The organism is Pseudomonas sp. BBP2017 (assembly GCF_003024385.1).
In the GTDB taxonomy this organism is placed as follows: Bacteria; Pseudomonadota; Gammaproteobacteria; order Pseudomonadales; family Pseudomonadaceae; genus Aquipseudomonas.
This window is the reverse complement of sequence record NZ_PVZN01000020.1, coordinates 79,930-97,957: the sequence shown is the minus strand read 5'-3', so window position 1 is coordinate 97,957 and position 18,028 is coordinate 79,930. Positions and strand designations below refer to the sequence as shown.

13 protein-coding genes and 1 pseudogene are annotated in these 18,028 nt (G+C 59.2%); 10 read left to right on the top strand and 4 right to left on the bottom strand.

Annotated elements, in window-relative coordinates; translation table 11 throughout:
* Positions 1-162: 162 nt before the first annotated feature.
* From C6382_RS21045 to C6382_RS21030, 3 genes are all read left to right on the top strand, one after another.
* On the top strand, positions 163-891 hold the full coding sequence (locus C6382_RS21045; RefSeq protein ID WP_371919643.1) for a hypothetical protein: 729 nt from the start codon (positions 163-165) through the stop codon (positions 889-891).
* Between the two features lie 64 nt (positions 892-955).
* Positions 956-1,297, top strand: a complete 342-nt coding sequence (locus C6382_RS21040; RefSeq protein ID WP_107026249.1) for a hypothetical protein — start codon at positions 956-958, stop codon at positions 1,295-1,297.
* A gap of 233 nt (positions 1,298-1,530) precedes the next feature.
* Entirely contained in the window at positions 1,531-1,761 is a 231-nt protein-coding gene (locus tag C6382_RS21030; RefSeq protein WP_107026247.1) for a hypothetical protein, read from the top strand.
* Between the two features lie 109 nt (positions 1,762-1,870).
* Here the strand turns inward: C6382_RS21030 and C6382_RS21025 are convergent.
* From C6382_RS21025 to C6382_RS21010, 4 genes and pseudogenes are all read right to left on the bottom strand, one after another.
* Positions 1,871-2,224 (bottom strand): annotated as a pseudogene (locus C6382_RS21025) (transposase); the annotation flags it as partial.
* A 50-nt stretch (positions 2,225-2,274) separates the two neighbouring features.
* Positions 2,275-3,843: an FGGY-family carbohydrate kinase gene (locus C6382_RS21020; RefSeq protein WP_107026253.1), complete on the bottom strand. Its 1,569-nt coding sequence runs from the start codon at positions 3,841-3,843 to the stop codon at positions 2,275-2,277.
* A 21-nt stretch (positions 3,844-3,864) separates the two neighbouring features.
* Positions 3,865-5,460: a glycerol-3-phosphate dehydrogenase/oxidase gene (locus C6382_RS21015; protein WP_107026246.1), complete on the bottom strand. Its 1,596-nt coding sequence runs from the start codon at positions 5,458-5,460 to the stop codon at positions 3,865-3,867.
* Between the two features lie 4 nt (positions 5,461-5,464).
* Positions 5,465-7,060 carry an FAD-binding oxidoreductase gene (locus C6382_RS21010; RefSeq protein WP_107026245.1) on the bottom strand — a complete coding sequence of 532 codons (1,596 nt, stop codon included), beginning with the start codon at positions 7,058-7,060 and terminating at the stop codon, positions 5,465-5,467.
* A 209-nt stretch (positions 7,061-7,269) separates the two neighbouring features.
* Between C6382_RS21010 and C6382_RS21005 the strand changes: the two genes are divergently transcribed.
* From C6382_RS21005 to C6382_RS20975, 7 genes are all read left to right on the top strand, one after another.
* The gene (locus C6382_RS21005) at positions 7,270-8,298 is read left to right on the top strand and encodes an AraC family transcriptional regulator (RefSeq protein WP_107026244.1); all 1,029 of its coding nucleotides are present in this window, start codon (positions 7,270-7,272) and stop codon (positions 8,296-8,298) included.
* 98 nt (positions 8,299-8,396) lie between these two features.
* Positions 8,397-11,228, top strand: a complete 2,832-nt coding sequence (locus tag C6382_RS21000; RefSeq protein ID WP_107026243.1) for an ATP-binding protein — start codon at positions 8,397-8,399, stop codon at positions 11,226-11,228.
* A complete protein-coding gene (locus C6382_RS20995; RefSeq protein WP_107026242.1) occupies positions 11,215-12,408 on the top strand; it encodes an EAL domain-containing protein in 1,194 nt (397 codons plus the stop codon). Before C6382_RS21000 ends, C6382_RS20995 begins: the two co-directional genes overlap by 14 nt.
* A gap of 80 nt (positions 12,409-12,488) precedes the next feature.
* Complete coding sequence (locus C6382_RS20990; RefSeq protein WP_107026241.1) at positions 12,489-15,707, top strand: hybrid sensor histidine kinase/response regulator; 3,219 nt, start codon at positions 12,489-12,491, stop codon at positions 15,705-15,707.
* 66 nt (positions 15,708-15,773) lie between these two features.
* Positions 15,774-16,421 carry a response regulator gene (locus C6382_RS20985; protein ID WP_107026240.1) on the top strand — a complete coding sequence of 216 codons (648 nt, stop codon included), beginning with the start codon at positions 15,774-15,776 and terminating at the stop codon, positions 16,419-16,421.
* Between the two features lie 127 nt (positions 16,422-16,548).
* A complete protein-coding gene (locus tag C6382_RS20980; protein ID WP_107026239.1) occupies positions 16,549-17,145 on the top strand; it encodes a fimbrial protein in 597 nt (198 codons plus the stop codon).
* A gap of 74 nt (positions 17,146-17,219) precedes the next feature.
* Positions 17,220-17,972, top strand: coding sequence for a molecular chaperone (locus C6382_RS20975; protein ID WP_107026238.1), 753 nt, complete (start codon positions 17,220-17,222; stop codon positions 17,970-17,972).
* The last annotated feature ends 56 nt before the right edge of the window (positions 17,973-18,028 follow it).

Here is an 18,028-nt window from a genome sequence, read left to right as displayed (position 1 = left end):
GAAGCAGCATCTTAAGTAATGCGGCTCTGCGTTCAGGTGAATAGTACGGCACGACCAGTCTCTTTCCGCCCCCGATATGCTTTTTTAGGAAAAACCGGAGAGGCGACAACTATCCTGACACCGGGGGTCGGTTCGGCGGTGATGGTGATATGGCCAGTAGTGATGCTGTTTTTGGGGCTAGCCTACTTCTTAGATGACCCTGACGCGCTGATCCTGGGGGCTTGTATTACAGGCCTCCCTATCTTTTTGGTGATCCATGGCCTGTTCCGCGAGGTGCCCCTACCAGTGCGCTTTAATCGGCAACGCCGTGAAGTGTGCGTACCACGAGCGGATGGCGAATACTGGATTGTCCCCTGGGAAAGCGTGACAGCGGCAGCCACGCAACATTCGTCGGTGAGCCAGGCAGGTAAGGCAACCATGGGCTTGTTGGTCATTGGCTTTGAAAATCCTGATCCGCTGGCCAAAGACGATAACAAGCATTTCTCGTTGGGCTTTAATTGCGGGGGTGGCACTACCGCCATGGCGTTGTGGGAGTGCATGCGCAGTTATATGGAGATTGGGCCGGATGCAGTAGAGGATCAGACTGCACGCTTCGACAGATCTAAAGGCATATGGGCCACCTATCTGGACGACCTTATCAAGGCTGCGAAGTTGAGGGGCTGGCTTGTAACCGCATTGTGGGAAGGCTTCTGCGGGATATTCATTTTCAACACGCTACTTATTGATGTTCTTGAACGCTGGAAACTGAACCCGCCTCCAGGCCTGACCTATCCCGCCATCATCGAATGGTCCAAACCACTGCCCTCCGAGCAGTGGGCCAAGCGCTCCCCGGAGCTGGAAGCCGCCATCGCCAAGCGTGAAGCCGAATTGGCTGCGCTGCCCCAGACATGAGTACATCAGCGGCATGGACCTGAGCCAGCCCCACACTTACCAAGGGCCCAGAACTTGGCGGGATATGGTCCCGCACTGGCTGCCCAGCAGCACCTGTAGCTGGATACCGTTCAAGGAAGGTCAAGGCTTGCGCCTCAGTGGCCCCTTCAACATCGAGCCCGGCGTCCTGGGTACAAAACCCCGCACCGTCTCCCTGCGTCTGTGGTATCGCACCCCGTTAACCGCACTGCTGGGCGCCAAAACCTTTATCGGCGGTAAGCGCGGTGTGGCCTTCACCCTGAGTGACAGCGACGGTGTGGTTGCCCTGCGGGATGATCCGACACCGGAGCTGGATCGGGTGCCGGTGTATGTGCTCGACGCGAACGGAGCCGGAGCCTATTACCTGCAACCCAAGGACAAGACATGAGTACGCCACCGGCAGGCACCACGAAAAAACGGTTGCTCTCGCATAAGGACTATTTGGCACCATTGCCCATCCCTACCGGTCGAAAACCCTCGGATGTGCTCAACACTATTTGGCGCAAAAACGAGGTGTTTCTCGACATCAGTAACTACATTCAACCCCGAAACGGGAGAACAAACAAAAGACGCCGTGGCAGGCCGAACCACGCCGAAATAATCTTGTGAGGAGCCTGACAAATGCAGCATGAGATTCTTGCATTCGACAAGAAAACCGAGCAATTAGCTTTTAGCATTGAGATACCTGCCGACCAGTTCGATAAATTAGCTGAGCTAATGGCCTGGGGTGAACCAGAAGATGCAATCTATGAGTACGAGCTGACGCCGGAGCAAGTAAGCCGCCTTGAAAACATGACTGGCCGGGCCTTCAATAGTCCAGACTATATTTTTCAGTTGTCTTGTAGCGCTTGAGTTTTGGCGATGTAATCCGAAACATCTCGGAATGTCTCTCGGTGCGCAGAGCTTTGAACGAGGACGATCGATGGCGCCTGCAAATTCGCGCATCTAGTGTCCCGAGCGCTTAATTCATTAGCTTATTTTTCATCACGCTCAACTTTGCCATATGTACCGAGCTGATGATGGCCTCTGCCGTCTTGCTCCATTTGAACGGCTTGGCCGAATGCTCGTTGTGAGCCGTGATGAATTGGCGGATCGCGGCTTTCAGATCAGTAACGCTGGTGAAGACACCTCGATACAGCGCCCGTCTCTCCAACTGCGAAAACCAGCCTTCCACTGCGTTCAGCCAAGACGCGCTGGTCGGTGTGAAGTGCAGCTTGAAGCGCGGATGTTTTTCCAGCCAGGCCTTGATCGCAGCGGTTTTGTGGGTCGAACTGTTGTCCAGAATCACATGGAGATCGAGCTCGGAAGGCGTGTTGCTCCTACAGCCTTTAAGCCAGAAACGTTCGCACGGGCGTTCCAGCTTTGCTAAGCCGGATAACCAGTGATCTGCCGAATACTCTGGTACAGCGGTTTGAGCTGGCGGTACATGCGCAGGTAAACCTCCTTGTACAACCGCTCATAGATCTGCTGCGCCTCGGGCTGCGGCATGAACACCGCGCCAACCCGGGTCATCGCCGCGATCGCCGAAGGAAAGTCGGCATGCAGGCCAAGCCCCACCGCGCAGCAAATAGCCGCCCCCAGGCCGGACGCTTCATAGACATGTGGGCGCTCGGCCGGCAGGCCAAAGATATCCGCCGTGAGCTGCATCGCGGCATCGCTCTGCGACCCGCCACCGGCAACGCGCAGACGCTCAATCGACTGTTTCGAGCGCTTTTCAAGCTTCTCCTTGCCCTGGCGCAAGGCGTAGGCCAACCCTTCGAGGATCGCCCGATAGATATGCGCGCGGGTATGCACGTCGCCAAAGCCGATCATCGCGCCCTTGGCTTCCATGCCCGGCTCACGAATCCCCGGCGACCAGTAGGGTTGCAGCATCAGGCCCATGGCGCCGGGTGGCACTGCGTTGACCAGGGCGTCGAACAGTTGCTCCGGCTCCAGCCCCTGCGCCTTGGCCTGCTGCATTTCGCGCAGACCGAACTCATTCTTGAACCAGCTGACCATCCAGTAGCCACGGTAGATCATCACTTCGCAGTTGTATTGATCCGGCACCGCCGCCGGATAAGGCGGAATCAACGGGACAACTTCGAGGTAACGCGAGCGCGTCGTGGTGATGGTCGCGGTGGTGCCATAGGACAGGCACACCGTGGACGCATCGACCACTCCAGCACCGAGTACTTCACAGGCCTTGTCGGCACCCGCAGCGATCAGCGGTACCCCTTCGGGAATGCCGGTATGCCGGCTCGCCTCGGCGCTGATATGGCCCAGGGTTTCACCAGGTTTGAGCAGCGTCGGCAATTGTTCCGCACGCACCGCCAGCGCCTGCCATTTCCAGTCGCTAGGTGCAGCCCAGCGCAGGCGTTTGAAGTCGAACGGCAGGTAGCCCACGCAGCAGCCCACCGAGTCGACGAAACGCCCGCACAGACGATGGGTTAGGAAACCCGAAAGCAGCAGGAACTTGTCGGTCGCACCCCACACCTCGGGCTGATGGCGAGCGATCCAGTTGGCCTCGGCCTGGGCACGGAAATAATCCACGGTGGCCTGCGCACCGACCAGTTTGAACAACCAGCCCCATGGCCCCTTTATCCTGCCCTCGAGCTCGGCCTGGCGTTGATCGAGCCACAAGATCGCCGGACGCAGGGCCTTGCCCTGGGCATCGACATTGATCACGGTACCGCGCTGGGTGGTCAGTGACACACCGGCGATTTGCGTACGCTCAACCCCGGTCTGCTGCCACAACAGCTGGCACGCCTCGCCCAACTTGGCCCAGTAATAATCCGGCTCCTGCTCGGCCCAGCCAGGGTGGACCGACGTGTAGGCCTGCAGCTCGACTTTGCCTTTGCCCAACAGATTGCCCTGCAGGTCGAACAGCAACGCGCGTACGCTCTGGGTGCCATTGTCGATTGCCAGCAGGTAGCGCTTGTTTTTGTGGTTATCCATGGAGCTCTCTTCAATGGGCATTTAATGCGCGGCCTCCGGCAAGCCATGGTAGCGTTGCCACAACGCCCTATAACGCTGTTCTTCCGCCTGCCAGCGCAGGTCGTCCCAGCCCAGCCGTGGCTGGCACAACTGACGGATGGCCGGTAGATAATCCTCCGCCCCCCGGGCCAGCAACAGGCCGATACGGGTGCGGCGCAGCAGCAGGTCATCAAGGTGCAGGACCAGCTCTGCGTCGCAAGCAAACGCCAGCTCCGCCCACAAGGTATCGCTGGCACCGACGCTGGCGCAGCCCAACTGTTCCAGCAATAGCGCCAGGCGTGGTAGATCGCGACCGTGACGCCCGGCCAGGCGACGCCACTGGCTGTTGTTGAGCGGCGCAATCGGCAGTGCCGGTACCGCAGCAAACACCGGGGCGCCGTCATCATTGACTTCACGCCCGAGCATCTGCGCGCAGGCCTTGAGCACTTCGAGCGCCTGAGGCCGGAACGTGGTCAGTTTGCCGCCGGCCAGGGTCACACAGCCGGGCTCGTGCCACAGCACATGCTCGCGGGTTTCATTGGACGGCTTGCCCTGCTGCCCCTCGTGAACGCTGCCCACCACCGGGCGCACCCCCGACCAGGTCGACAGTACATCGCCAGCAACCACGTTAGCCTGGGGAAATTGCTGGGCGCAGGCTGCCAGCAGGTAATCGAGTTCCTCGGCGCTGATGCTCGCGCTCTGGTCCAGATCGTCCGGGTGATCCAGGTCTGTGGTGCCCACCACTGTGGCGCCTTCCCAGGGGAAGACAAACACCGGCCGACGATCGCGAGCGTGCAAGAAGGTGATCGCTTGAGCTACCGGCAAACGCCAGCCGGGCAGCAGCAGATGACTGCCGCGCAACGGGCGCAATTGCCGGGGCGCGTCGCTCGGACGCAGGCGCTCGGCCCAGGCACCGGTTGCCACCGCCAACGCTCGACAACGCAGCTGCATCCGCTTGCCATCCTCGACGTTTTCAACCTGCACGCCACAGACCCGACCGTTGTCACGCAGCAGTTGCCGGACCCGCACGCCATTGAGCGCCAGCGCGCCGTCCGCCCGCGCTTCAGCCAGCACACGCATTACCAGCCGCGCATCATCGGTCAATGCATCGACAAAACACGTCCCCCCCAGCAACTGTTCTTCCTTCAGCCCCGGTGCCAGATAACGCAGTGCTTTGGCATCGTGAAAGCGATGGTTGCGCCGCCCGGCCAAGGCGTCGTACACCGTCAACAGCCCACCCAGCACCCGCGGCCCGGGAAAATCACCACGGTAGTGCGCCATCATGAAACTCGCGGGCTCCACCAGTCCTGGTGCTTCGTCGAGCAGGCGCTGGCGTTCGTGCACCGAGTCGCGGGTCAGGCGCCACTGGCCCTTGGCGATATAGCGCAAGCCGCCATGGACCATCTTCGAAGAACGGCTGGAGGTGCCCCAGGCAAAGTCGCGCTGCTCCAGCAGCAGGCAACGCCAGCCACGGCGTGCCGCTTCGCGCAGGATCCCGGCACCGCTGATGCCGCCACCGATGACGATCAGGTCCCAGGTCTCATCCGCCAGGGTCGGCAGTACCTGTTGTCGCCACGCGGCATTCCAGTCCTGGCTCATGCTGTCACTCCTGCAACAGGGTGCCGGGATTGAGGCGCCCGGCCGGATCGAAGTGCCGGCTCAGCGCCTGCAAGGTATCCAGTGCCAGCGCGCCCTTCTCGCGCAACAGGTAGGGGGCATGATCCTTGCCGACGCCATGCTGATGACTGACCGTGCCGTGGTTGTCGACGATGGTCTGGCTGGCCGCCTGCTTGAGCGCTTGCCAGCGCGTCAGGGTGGCCGGATAAGTCGCCGCCGGGCGGAACACATAGGTGGTGTAAATGCTCGACCCTTCACCATAGACATGGGACAGGTGGGTAAACACATGTACCCGCTCGCCTTCAGCCGCCAGGCCGTCGCGCAAGCTGTTTTCGATGCGATTGAGCAGGTTGTCGACATTGCTCCAGTCGGTGGCGGTTTCCAGGGTGTCGACCACGTAACCGGCGTTCCACAAATTCTCGCGCAGGTAAGGAAAACGGAAGCGGTTCTGCGCCCATTTGTTACCCAACAGAGTGCCGGTGAACACCCCGCCAAACGCCTTCAAGTGTTGCCGGGCCTGCTTCAGCGACAGCGCGTTCTGCTGTCGGTTGCCGGTCACGCCGAAGGTCAACAGGCATTTGCCGGCACGCGCACCGCGCAAGGCCAGGTATTTTTCCAGCCAGGCGATCTGCTGCGGATGCCCGGCCAGAGCCAGTTGGGTCTCGGTTTCCAGCGCATTCGACAGACGCAACATCGACAGCGGCACGCGCGCCTGGGCCAACTGGCGGATGGCTTGCAGGGCCAGGTTCCAGTCGGGCAGGAACACTCCATAAAAACGCTCGTCCGCTGGCAGCGGGCTGATCCGCACCTTGACCTCGGAAATGATCCCGAAGCGCCCTTCGCTGCCCAGCACCAGTTCACGCAGATCGGGACCTGCCGCCGAGGCGGGAAAGGTCGCGATCGCCAACGGGCCGGCGAAGGTTTCCAGCGTACCGCCAGCGAACAGTTGCTCGATGCGCCCATAGCGTAGTGACTGCTGGCCACTGGAGCGACTGGCAACCCAGCCGCCCAGGGTCGACAACTCCCATGACTGCGGGAAATGCCCAAGGGTGTAACCGCGGGCACGCAACTGGCTTTCCACTTGCGGCCCGGTGGTGCCGGGGCCGAAGGTGGCCAGCAGGCTCTGCTCGTCGAGATCGAGCAGGCGGTTCATGTGCGCAAGCGACACGGTCAGCACCGGCCGCGTAGAGGATGGCGGGTTGATGTGACCTGCCACCGAAGTACCGCCACCGTAAGGAATCAGGCACAGGTCTTTTTCGTGGGCGAGCGCTAGCAACTGGCGGATCTGCTCGACACTCTGCGGGAACGCCACCGCATCGGGGTAGGTCCCCAGCGTCCCTTCACGTAACGCCAGCCAGTCCGGCAAGCTCTGGCCACGGGCATGCAGCAGACGATCATGGGCCTGCAGACTGTACAGCGGATGCGCCGCCAGACGTGAAGCCGGAACCCGCGCCAGTGCCGCCTCCAACGTGGCGTCGGACAGTGCACACCCGGCGCCCACCCGGGCAGCGAGAAACCCCGCACCCTGGGCCGGCAGCTCGACCACCGTGGTTGCTTCCCCCCAGCCGTTCCAGCGTCGCATGCGTGTGTCCTTTTATGGTTCTTATCAGGTAACAGTTCAGGTGCCTATAGTAGCCAGCCACCCGCGCCTGTCACGGTCACATCCGGCCAGCCCGAGTAGCCGATTGAGCCAACGCACGCGGCTGCCGCCATTTACTTTAGCGGTGGTTTCAAATTACCTTTCAGGGCCTTCACCTGCGCCTGTCTGCCTCGATCAAAAGGAACCCGATCATGCAATCCCTTGGCTACAGCTCGGTTCCCCCGCTGCTCAAGTACGTGCGTCATGCCGAACAACTGGGCATGGCCATTGAACCGGCGTTAGCGGTAGCCGGGTTGCAAGCCCAACAGCTGAGCGATAACAGCCTGCGGGTGCCGGGCGAAGCCCATGAACGCTTGCTCGATTACTTTTGCGAGCATTCCGGTGATCCGCTGTTCGGCCTCAACTCGGCGCGATTCGTATTGCCCAACTCCTGGAACGTGCTGGGCTACATCACCATGAACTGCGCGACCCTGGGCGATGCCATGAATCGCATCATGCCGTTCGAGAAGCTGGTGGGGGACATGGGCGTCAGCCGCGCCGAACCGCAGGGGGAACACGTACACCTGATCTGGACCTGCCGCCACCAACGCCCGCGCATCCGCCGCCATCTGGTGGAAAACGTCCTTGGCTCCTGGCTGCAATATGCGCGCTGGATCGCCGACGCTCAGCTGTCGCCCACCGCGGTATGGCTCGAACACCCCCTGCCGGCGGACACCGAACGCGCCCGCTACGAACAGTTCTTCGACTGCCCAGTGCTGTTCAACCAGCCCTACTCGGCGCTCATTGTCCCACTGCCCTACCTGCAACTGCCCTTGCGCCAGGCCGATGCACAATTGCTGCGCACCCTGGAAGAACACGCCCTGGGCCTGATGGCCACGCTGGAAGACGCGTCGCTGGAACAACGGGTGAAGAACATCCTGCGCCAGCTGCTCAAGGAAGGGCTGCCGCGCAAAGAGCAGGTGGCCGAGCAGTTCGCCGTCTCGGTGCGCACCCTGCAACGCCAGCTGCACCAGGCGAACACCTCCTACCAGCAAATCCTCGATGACCTGCGCCAGGAACTGGCGGAGCACTACCTGCTGCACAGCACCTTGCCGATCCAGGACATCGCCCAATACCTGGGTTTCACCGAACCGCGCTCATTCCACCGCACCTTCAAAAGCCGACGCGGGATGCCACCGGGCGAGTTTCGCCAGACTTACCGGGAGCAGAACGAGACTTGAACGTCACCCGCAGATCACGCAGATAACCCCCATCAACTGTCGAACTTATTAAGGATCGTCTGATACTCAATTACCGACTCGCCTCATAGAGTCGGCGAATGCGATTAAAACGTTACCTGCTGCATATCAATCCGTTGTTATCCAACCCCGAAGCAGCCCGATGGTTGCTGCGGCTGTTCGCCATCGTTTTATCGATCGGTATCTTGAGTGGCGTCTACAACTTTCTGTTGTTCACGTTCAATAACGACATCTCCCAACGTCGTGGCTACATGAGCAGCGCGATAGCCGAAGCCCATACATTCTTCACCAATCGGGAAGCCTTGCTGGAAAGCCTGAGCCTGTCGACAGTGCGCAAGGCGCAACAGGCCAAGCCTTTGGTATACCTGCCTTCGAGCGAAGAAATCCACCTGCAGTTGGGTACCAGCCCCAACAATCTGTGGAGTATCTGGCTGACCCAGCGCATGCGCAGCTACATGCAAGAAAAGCAAGTCAGCCTGCTGTACGTAGGTACCGGTGCGCAAGCCCAGGTCAGACGGCTCTTTAACGCGACGGCACAGGTGCCCGACCTCTCTGCAGCCATGCTTGAACAACTGCACGCACTCAAGAATCGTACAGCCGCACCATTGAGCGAATTGTGGTTGACCGACCACAGCGAGCAACGCTCGCACCTGTACATTTTCATTCGCCTGGACGAACGCGCCCCCGAGTCGGGCTGGCTGGGCCTGGAAATGGATACGCGCGAGGTATCCAGAGCCTTGAGTGATCAGAGCGCCGGCGCCTTCATGATGCTCAATGCCGATGGCATGCAAGTGTTCAGCAACAATCCACAGGCGAGCCTGAGCCAGACACTGCTCAGCCCCCAGGGTGAAAACTTCTTCGGCTTTATCGGCAACGGCCTGTTGCCCGATCACCTGGTGATCCGCAAACACCTGAAGTCATCTGACTGGCAACTGGTGTATTCGATCGACCTGCTGGCAGTATTGGATGGTTTGTGGAAACAACTGCTCGGTTCACTGTTGTTCTGCCTGTTCAGCATTACCCTGATCGTGCTGTTGATACGGCGTTTCGAACAGCGCCTGATTGCCCCGGCAGTCCACCGCATTGAGGCTTTGATAGAAAGCGAAGCGTTCAGTCGCGACGTCATCGAAACCGCCCCGGTTGCGTTGTGTGTTCTGCGTCGCAGTGATGGCAAGGTGGTGCTGGAAAACCATCTGGCCCAACAATGGCTAGGCAATGGCCTTGAGCGTGACGTACTTTGCGCCAACTGGATCCGCGCCGCATTCGACTCGGTCGATGCCGACTGCAGCGATTGCTTTGAAACGGCCGATGGCCGCCACTTGTACCTGAGCAGTGCGCCCACCCGCTACAAGGGCGAAGACGTGTTGTTCTGTGCCTTCAGCGACATCAGCACGCGCAAACAGGTGGAAGCTGCGCTGGAAGAAGCCCGGCAATCGGCCGATGCGGCCAACGAAGCCAAGACCCTGTTCCTGGCCACCATGAGCCACGAAATCCGCACCCCCCTGTATGGCGTCCTGGGCACCCTCGAGCTTCTGTCCCGCACCCAGCTGGACGCCCAACAAAAAGACTATCTGCATGCGATCGAAGGCTCCTCGGCGACTCTCCTGCAATTGATCTGCGATGTACTGGATGTGTCGAAGATCGAGGCAGGGCAACTAGTCCTGGAAGTAAGCGAGTTCTCCCCCCTGGAACTGGTGCATGAGGTCATCCAGGGCTACAGCGCCGCAGCCACCAGCAAAGGCCTGCAACTCTATGCCTGCCTCGATTCACACCTGCCTGAACGACTGATCGGCGATGTCTCGCGGATCCGCCAGATCCTCAATAACTTGCTGAGCAATGCGGTGAAGTTCACCGATTGCGGGCGGGTGGTGCTCAGGGTCCGCTTGCTGCATCGCGAAGGCGAGCGCTCAGGGTTGTTGTGGCAAGTGTCGGATACCGGCAAAGGCATTGCCGAGGAGGATCAACCCTACATTTTCGAACCCTTCTACCAGGTCGAAGGCAATACTCATGTAGTCGCCGGAACCGGATTGGGGCTGCCCATCTGCCAACGCCTGACGCAATTGATGAACGGCCATATGCGCATGGTCAGTGAACCCGGCCTGGGCAGCAGCTTCACCTTGACCCTGCCCCTGGAAGTAGCTTTAGGCACTGGCGAAACAGCTGTGCCGCACAGCTTGTTGGCTGAAGTCATCTACGTCGTCTCACCGATTCGCGAGCTGGCAGAATCCATCGCGGGCTGGCTACGCCGCTGGGGTGCCCGGGCGCAGATTAGCCACCCTGCCGAGACGGGCGCAACCCGCGCTCAGATGCTGCTCGAGCTGCACCCGGGCAGCATCGAGCACCCCCTGCAGCCGGATTGGCCAGGACCCCGGATCCTGATCAGCAGCAATGGCTGCAGTGAACCCCGGCATGAAGACGGCGTTTGGCACGTCAACCTCAATCACCTGAACGCCATTCACCAGGCTGTCAGCCAGGCTCAGGGACTATGGGTCGCCAGAGGTGATGAATACGTAAAGCAGCAGGAAATGAGACAGCTGGACCTGCGCGTACTGGTCGCCGAAGACAACATCATCAACCAACTGATACTCAAGGATCAGCTCGAAGAACTCGGATGTACCGTCGTGCTGGCCAGCGATGGCGATGAAGCGTTGCAGCACTGGAAGCCTGGCCAGTTCGACGTCGTCCTGAGCGATGTGAACATGCCCCGTATGAATGGCTATGCCTTGGCCAGAGAACTGCGTCGACAAGGCTGCCTGGCGCCGATCATCGGTGCGACGGCCAATGCAATGCGCGGCGAAGAAGAACTGTGCCTGGCCGCTGGCATGAACCGCTGCCTGGTCAAACCTTTTACATTGCAAGCCCTGTTCAACTGCCTGGCGCCTTACCAAGGAAGCACCCGTGAAGCCCTATAACATCCTGATTGTCGAAGACCACCCGTTTCAGCGTATGTACCTGCAACATCTGTTAAGCGAACTGGGTGAATTTGATCTGGAATGCGCACAGGACGGCAACGAGGCGCTGCAGCGCCTGCAACAACGTGACTTCGACTTTGTTCTGACCGACCTGTTGATGCCCGGCATGGATGGTGTGCAGTTCATCCAGCACCTGGCCGGGCTGCGCCGCAAGCCGGACCTGGCGATCATGAGCGCCGCCTCCCGACGCATGCTGATGGCGGCCAGCCTGGTCGCGAAAAACCTTGGTGTCGAAGTGATCGGACTGATCTCCAAGCCTGTCTCGCCAAGCGCACTGCGCAGCGTGACCGAGCAATTACGGCGCAAACATGACAGCGCAGCGCAAGCCGCCGCACCGGTCACCGAATTTGACCACCAGACCCTCCTCCAGGCTCTTAACGACCGCGCGTTCCAGGCCTGGTTCCAGCCCAAGAAGTCGTTGCACAATGGCCGTATTGTCGCCGCTGAAGCCCTGGTGCGCTGGATGCACCCGGAACAGGGGGTGCTGTTACCAAGCTCGTTTCTGCCTGCGCTGAAAACCTTTGGCCTGGAAGAGCGCTTGCTATGGCTGATGCTCAAACAGGCCATGGATGCCCAGGCCCGCTGGCGCGAGCAGGGCTATGACATTCCGGTGTCGATCAACCTGCCCACCCACCTGCTCAATAGCCACGACCTGGCGGACCGTCTGCTGGAGTTTGTCCTTCATCATCAGGGTATACCCGGCAAGCTCTGCTTCGAACTGATGGAGAGCTCTACACCAGAAGACATCAGCAACTTCTACGCCGGTGCCTGTCGCTTGCGCATCAAAGGTTTCGGCCTGTCTCAGGATGATTTCGGCCAGGGTTACAGCTCCTACCTGAATCTGGTATCGGCACCGTTCACCGAGCTGAAGATCGACCGCGCATTGGTCCAGGGATGTCATCAAAACGAAAACATGGCCTCAGCCCTGGCCAGCATTGTCGCCCTGGGCCGCAAGCTCGGCCTGACCGTGGTGGCCGAAGGGGTGGAAACCGCCCAGGAGCTTGCCCTGTTGCGCAAGATCGACTGCCACCAGGCCCAGGGCTTCCTGATTTCCCACGCGGTGTCATCGGATCAGTTTCAACAGCTCTTGAACCTGGATGGGGCGGCGACCTTTTATTGACCTGCACCCTCAACCTTCGACCACCATCAGAGGTAAGATTCGTCAGCTATCGACACTTTGCGGCCCTGCGGATACTGTTCATGAAGCAAGACAACGCCCTGCTGGAAAACCTCACCCGTAGTTCTCTACGCCTGAACAAGGGAGTGATGATTCTGCTGGGACTGGCGTTGTTGCTGGTCGGCACCAGCTTCTGGTCATTCCAGCGCCTGATCGAAGAACACCATGACACGGTGCGCTTTCATTTTGCCCGCCTGCTGGAGAACATTCAGGAGCAGGAAGCCTTTCTGAGAACACTGACCGCTCAGGGGACACAGCTGTCTGACGAAAGCCCACAGGTGCATTTGCTTTCACCCTTGCCGAACGAGGGACCGAACATTTATCAAGGGCAGGCGTTTTCGTTCTCATTGCCCTTCAGCGTCAAACTCGATAAGGGTAAAGTTATTGCCCACGAACAACCCAGGATCTTTGGCCTGGGGGCAAACCTGGCAGACCTCTACAGTACGTTCTGGTCAGCTTCGCACTTCCCTTCACCGCAAGTGTTTCTGTTCGGGCCACACGACAGCTACGACATTACTGTGCCTGCGGCCGGACGCACACGCGGCAAGATGATGAACATCAACGAAACTTTCGTCGACGTGCTCAACACCGTCCGTGCTCGCACCCCGCAAGACAGCCAATACCTGAAGAACAACGGGATCGATTGGCGAAGCTATGTCGAAGTGCCCGATCGCTCAACACCTGCACGCTTGTTGGCGTATGTCACTCTCCAGTTCAAATCCGACCAGTCGTTGGTCAAGGGGAGCGACTCCCGCCGTATTGCGGCCTCACTGCTCGACCTGTCACAGATCAACGACTTTGAACGCATCATGGACTGGCTGGTGTATGACCGCTTCACCCTGATTGCTCCGGACGGTGAAGTACTGATTGGCATCCAGCGCTCAGAGTCGCATCTGCACGAAGGTATGAACCTCAAGCCCGAAGGTCTGGTGTTCAAGCTGGTCAACCACGACGGCCCCGGCTGGGCAGCCATCTACACCATCACTTTCAAGAGTTTTTTCCGCTATGCATTCTGGTCACTGACCACCTTGCTGCTCTCGTTCCTGGCCATCATCGGCCTGGGCTGGCTGGCCAGCCGTTGGTACAAGAAACAGGTGATCCTCCCCGCGCGCCAGGCCCACCAAAGCATCGCCGAGAGCGAGGCGTTCAGCCGCGTGGTGATCGACACCGCGCCGACCGGACTGTGCGTGGTGCGCTGCGCGGACCAGCAGATACTGCTGAAAAACCAGCGGGCCCAGCAATGGCAAGGCACCGTCGCGCTGGTCACAGCCCTGGATCATCAGGACAACGCTGATACAGCAGAGCACGATCTGGAGATCGACGGTCGTCACCTGCAAGTCGGCTCCGTCGCTACCCGTTATCAGGGCCAGGACGTGCGGCTGTATGCCTTCAACGACGTCACCCGGCATGTCGAAGATGCCCATGCCCTGGAACAAGCCCGGCGCGCCGCCGATACCGCCAACGAAGCCAAGACCCTGTTCCTGGCCACCATGAGCCATGAAATCCGCACCCCGCTGTACGGCGTGTTGGGCACCCTGGAACTGCTTGGCCTGACCCCGCTGGAGCCACGCCAGCTTGCCTACCTGAATACCATCCAGCGCTCTTCCGCCACCCTTTTCCAACTCATCAGCGATGTGCTGGATGTCTCCAAGATTGAGTCCGGACAGATGGCCATCGAGCCGGTCGAATTCTGCCCGCTGGACATGCTCGAAGACACCTTGCATACCTACGCCGCCTTCGCCGAGCGCAAGGGATTGCTGCTGTACGCCTGCACCGACGCCCGATTGCCTGGCAGGGTGCTCGGTGATCCCATGCGGATTCGCCAGATTCTCAACAATCTGCTGAGCAATGCCATCAAGTTCACCGACACCGGCCGGGTGGTGTTGCGTACCCGTGTGCTGGAGCTCACGGAGGGAAAGGTCAGCCTTGAATGGCAAGTCACCGATACCGGCATCGGCATCGGCGAACCACAGCAGGCCAAGCTGTTCGAGCTGTTCTATCAGGTCAAAGATGCGTCCGGCGAAGGCGGTGCGGGGTTGGGCCTGCCGATCTGCAAGTGGCTCAGCGAATTGATGGGCGGACAGATGAAAGTGGTGAGCGATCCAGGGCTTGGCAGCAGCTTTTCCCTGAAGATGAATTTGTTGGTGTTGCCCGGCGAGCTACCCGACTGCCCCGCCATCGAGCGCGATCCGACACCTGTGTACGTACGCGCGCCACTACCAGAACTGGGGCAAAGTTACTGCGATTGGCTTGAGCGCCTGGGCGTGGCTGCGACTCTGACAATCCCCCCACAGGCACCAGACAACCCTCAGGCGCTGCTGGTTGAAGTCCTTGCAGCCCCCCCTGAACTGCCCTGGAGCGGGCCACGGATCTGCTGTATCAGCGGTGGACGTAATCCCGCCGAATACACTGATGGCCATTGGGATGTCGACATGCATGACCTGCGAGCGGTAGCTCAGGCCATCGTGCTAGCCCGTCAAGGTGCTTGCGAACCAGCCAGTGAAGCCCCCGAACCAGGTAGCGTGAACCTGCAACTGCATATCCTGGTAGCCGAAGACAACCCGATCAACCAGGCCATCCTCAAGGAGCAGCTCGAGGCCTTGGGTTGCAGCGCCGTGGTCGTGGCCAATGGCGAACAGGCCTTGCACCTGTGGCAGCCCGAGGTCTTCGACCTGGTGCTCACCGACGTCAATATGCCGGTCATGAACGGTTATGAACTGGCCAAGGCCCTACGTGCTCACGACAACCGGTTGCCGATCATCGGCGTTACTGCCAACGCTATGCGCGAAGAAGGCTTACGCTGCATGGAAGTTGGTATGAACGCCTGGATCGTCAAACCGCTGAGTCTGCAAACCCTGCGGGCACACCTGATCAAGCTGTGCAAGCCGATGCTGCACAATGCTCCGTCACGTATCGATACCGAAACGCTGAGTGCTTCACCTGCCGCAACGCCCAACGACAGCGTAAAACTGTCCCCTGCAATGCGGCCGCTATTCATCAGCACCATGCAACAAGACATCGCGCTCATCCGCAGCGCCCTGGAACAGCAAGACGCCAGAACCATCGCCGAGCGGCTGCATAGTATGGCCGGCGCGCTCGGCGCAGTTCAGGCCAGCAACCTGGCCAGCCACTGCATTGATCTGGAGTATCAACTGCACAACACAAGACTCGATGCTCCCCTGACGCAGAAAGTCCAGCAGGCACTGAAACGTCTTGCGACAATCCTGAGCACCCTCGCGTAAAATCAACAAGCCACTACGTGCAACCTTATGGACACCCACCTCGCACCGGTATAACAGGCCGTATTAATGGAAAAACTCAAGGTCATCATCGCTGACGATCATCCCATCGTCCTTCTCGGTGTACGCGAGCTGATCGAGCGCGACCCACGTTTTTGTGTGGTTGGCGAGGCCGTGTGCTCCAAGGGCCTGATCGAACTGCTTGAACAGCAAACGGTCGACATCGTTATCAGCGACTACAACATGCCGGCTGACTCGCCCTATGGGGACGGGCTGAAGTTGGTTGACTACCTCAAGCGTCATTATCCGCGTGTGCAGATTCTGATTTTGACCATGATCTCCAACCACCTGATTCTCACCCGTCTGCAGGAGCTGGGGGTTGTCGGAGTCATTCAGAAGAATCAATTGCACACGGAAATCGAACTGGCGCTCAATGCCATCGCCCGCCAAAGGATATATCGAAGTCTGGAGCCTGCGAAAACGTCGGTGATTGAATCCGACACCGCCATTGATGAAAAAATGGCCAGCCTATCGCCGAAAGAGTTTGAGATATTGCGGCTATTTGTTGCCGGGAAAAGTGTAAGCGATATTGCCCGCAGCCAGAACAGAAGTGCAAAAACCATCAGTGCACAAAAAATTTCGGCCATGCGCAAACTTGATGTCAGCAGTGACCAGGACCTGTTGGCCTATTGCCTGGAGCGCAGTACTTTCAACTGAATAAGCTGAGTGACTGAGTTTGTTAGTCCTATTAAGAATCGTCTGATGTCCATGCCTGACCACGCCGATTATCGTGGTTGGGCATTTCCATGCAGTACTTTTCCAACCAGCACTAATGGACATCACCATGAAGAATATTTCCCTGGCCGCACTCGCCCTTTCCGCCATCGCAGCCTCTGGCAGCGTCTTTGCTGCAGACCCTGTCGTCACTGATGGCGGCAAAGGCAAAATCAGCTTTACCGGTGTCATCAACAACGACGCCTGCTCCGTCGATGGCGCCAACGCCGACCGCGTGATTGCCATGGACATGGGCAACGTTTCGATCAAGGACATGGGCACCGCCGAAAGCCCTGCCTCGGGCCGTGTCACAGGTAAGGGCTTCAACCTCAACGTCAACTGCAACCTGGGCACCAAAGTGTCGATGATCTTTGACGCCACTAGCGGCGGCTCAGGCCTGGTGACTGGCAAAAATGTCCTGGCCCTGACCAAAGGTACCGGCACCGCCAGCAACGTCGGTATTGCCCTGCTCGACAGCAACGGTGCGCTGATTGACCTGAGCTCGAAAGCCACCGCCAAAATCCAGAGTGACATGCATGGTACCGGTACTGTAGGCGGTGATGCGGTGCTGAGTTTCTCCGCTGCCTACGTCACCACAGGCGCTCCTGGCACGGCTACCGCCGGTCGTGGTGATGCCACCCTGCCGTTCATCCTGCAATACGAGTAACTCGCACAGCAGGATTTCATTCGCGCGAGGCATCCCCGCCTCGCCGCTCACGGTCGAGTCAAAGGGTAAACACCATGCTACTTCGCTCTCTCCCCGCCTGCCTGGGCTTACTGGGCATGCTTTCGGCTGCTCCGGCGACGGCCAGCATTTCATTGAGTGCCACACGGATAGTATTCGATGGTGCACATAAGGAAGCCAACATCACTGTGCGCAACGGTAATCAGGATGTCTTGATTCAATCCTGGGTTGACAACAATAACGACAACACCGCAAGCATCCCGTTTGCTGTAACGCCACCGTTGGCCCGAATACTGGCCAAGGAACAGCAACTACTGCGTATTCTTTATGAAGGTGTCGGTATGCCGACAGACAAGGAGTCGGTGCTCTGGCTCAATGTCCAGGAAATCCCGCAAAGCAGCACCAAAGCCAATACCTTGCAGTTGGCGGTACGCCAACGTATCAAGATTTTCTTTCGTCCCGCCAACTTGCCTGGCGATGCACTGCTGGCGCCTGCACACTTGCAGTGGAGCCTTTCCCAACAGGCAGGGAAAACCACATTGGTCGTAAAAAACCCAAGTTTTTATCACGTATCAATGGCCGATGTAACACTTCAGAACGGTTCGCACAGGGAAGTAGCCATAGAGTCGACCATGGTGGCGCCCGGCGAAGTTAAAACATTTGCACTCAGGTCTGTGACAGCCCTTAAACCGCTACAACTTACGTTCAATAGTATCAATGACTATGGCGCGCAGAACCAGTACCGGGCCACCTTGAGCCTTACAGACACCCGCAGCGCCAGGATCGTCGATTCCGCCTCCACGCCATAAACGCGATCAAAAAACGTCACGTATGCCTGTATGCGCGACCTCGCCGTGCCCGGCTG

Bases quoted from the DNA above. Each gene is read 5' to 3' on its own strand.
- C6382_RS21045 (WP_371919643.1), top strand. From the start codon at position 163: ATGCTGTTTTTGGGGCTAGCCTACTTCTTAGATGACCCTGACGCGCTG.
- C6382_RS21040 (WP_107026249.1), top strand. From the start codon at position 956: ATGGTCCCGCACTGGCTGCCCAGCAGCACCTGTAGCTGGATACCGTTC.
- C6382_RS21030 (WP_107026247.1), top strand. From the start codon at position 1,531: ATGCAGCATGAGATTCTTGCATTCGACAAGAAAACCGAGCAATTAGCT.
- C6382_RS21020 (WP_107026253.1), bottom strand. From the start codon at position 3,843: ATGGATAACCACAAAAACAAGCGCTACCTGCTGGCAATCGACAATGGC.
- C6382_RS21015 (WP_107026246.1), bottom strand. From the start codon at position 5,460: ATGAGCCAGGACTGGAATGCCGCGTGGCGACAACAGGTACTGCCGACC.
- C6382_RS21010 (WP_107026245.1), bottom strand. From the start codon at position 7,060: ATGCGACGCTGGAACGGCTGGGGGGAAGCAACCACGGTGGTCGAGCTG.
- C6382_RS21005 (WP_107026244.1), top strand. From the start codon at position 7,270: ATGCAATCCCTTGGCTACAGCTCGGTTCCCCCGCTGCTCAAGTACGTG.
- C6382_RS21000 (WP_107026243.1), top strand. From the start codon at position 8,397: ATGCGATTAAAACGTTACCTGCTGCATATCAATCCGTTGTTATCCAAC.
- C6382_RS20990 (WP_107026241.1), top strand. From the start codon at position 12,489: ATGAAGCAAGACAACGCCCTGCTGGAAAACCTCACCCGTAGTTCTCTA.
- C6382_RS20985 (WP_107026240.1), top strand. From the start codon at position 15,774: ATGGAAAAACTCAAGGTCATCATCGCTGACGATCATCCCATCGTCCTT.
- C6382_RS20980 (WP_107026239.1), top strand. From the start codon at position 16,549: ATGAAGAATATTTCCCTGGCCGCACTCGCCCTTTCCGCCATCGCAGCC.
- C6382_RS20975 (WP_107026238.1), top strand. From the start codon at position 17,220: ATGCTACTTCGCTCTCTCCCCGCCTGCCTGGGCTTACTGGGCATGCTT.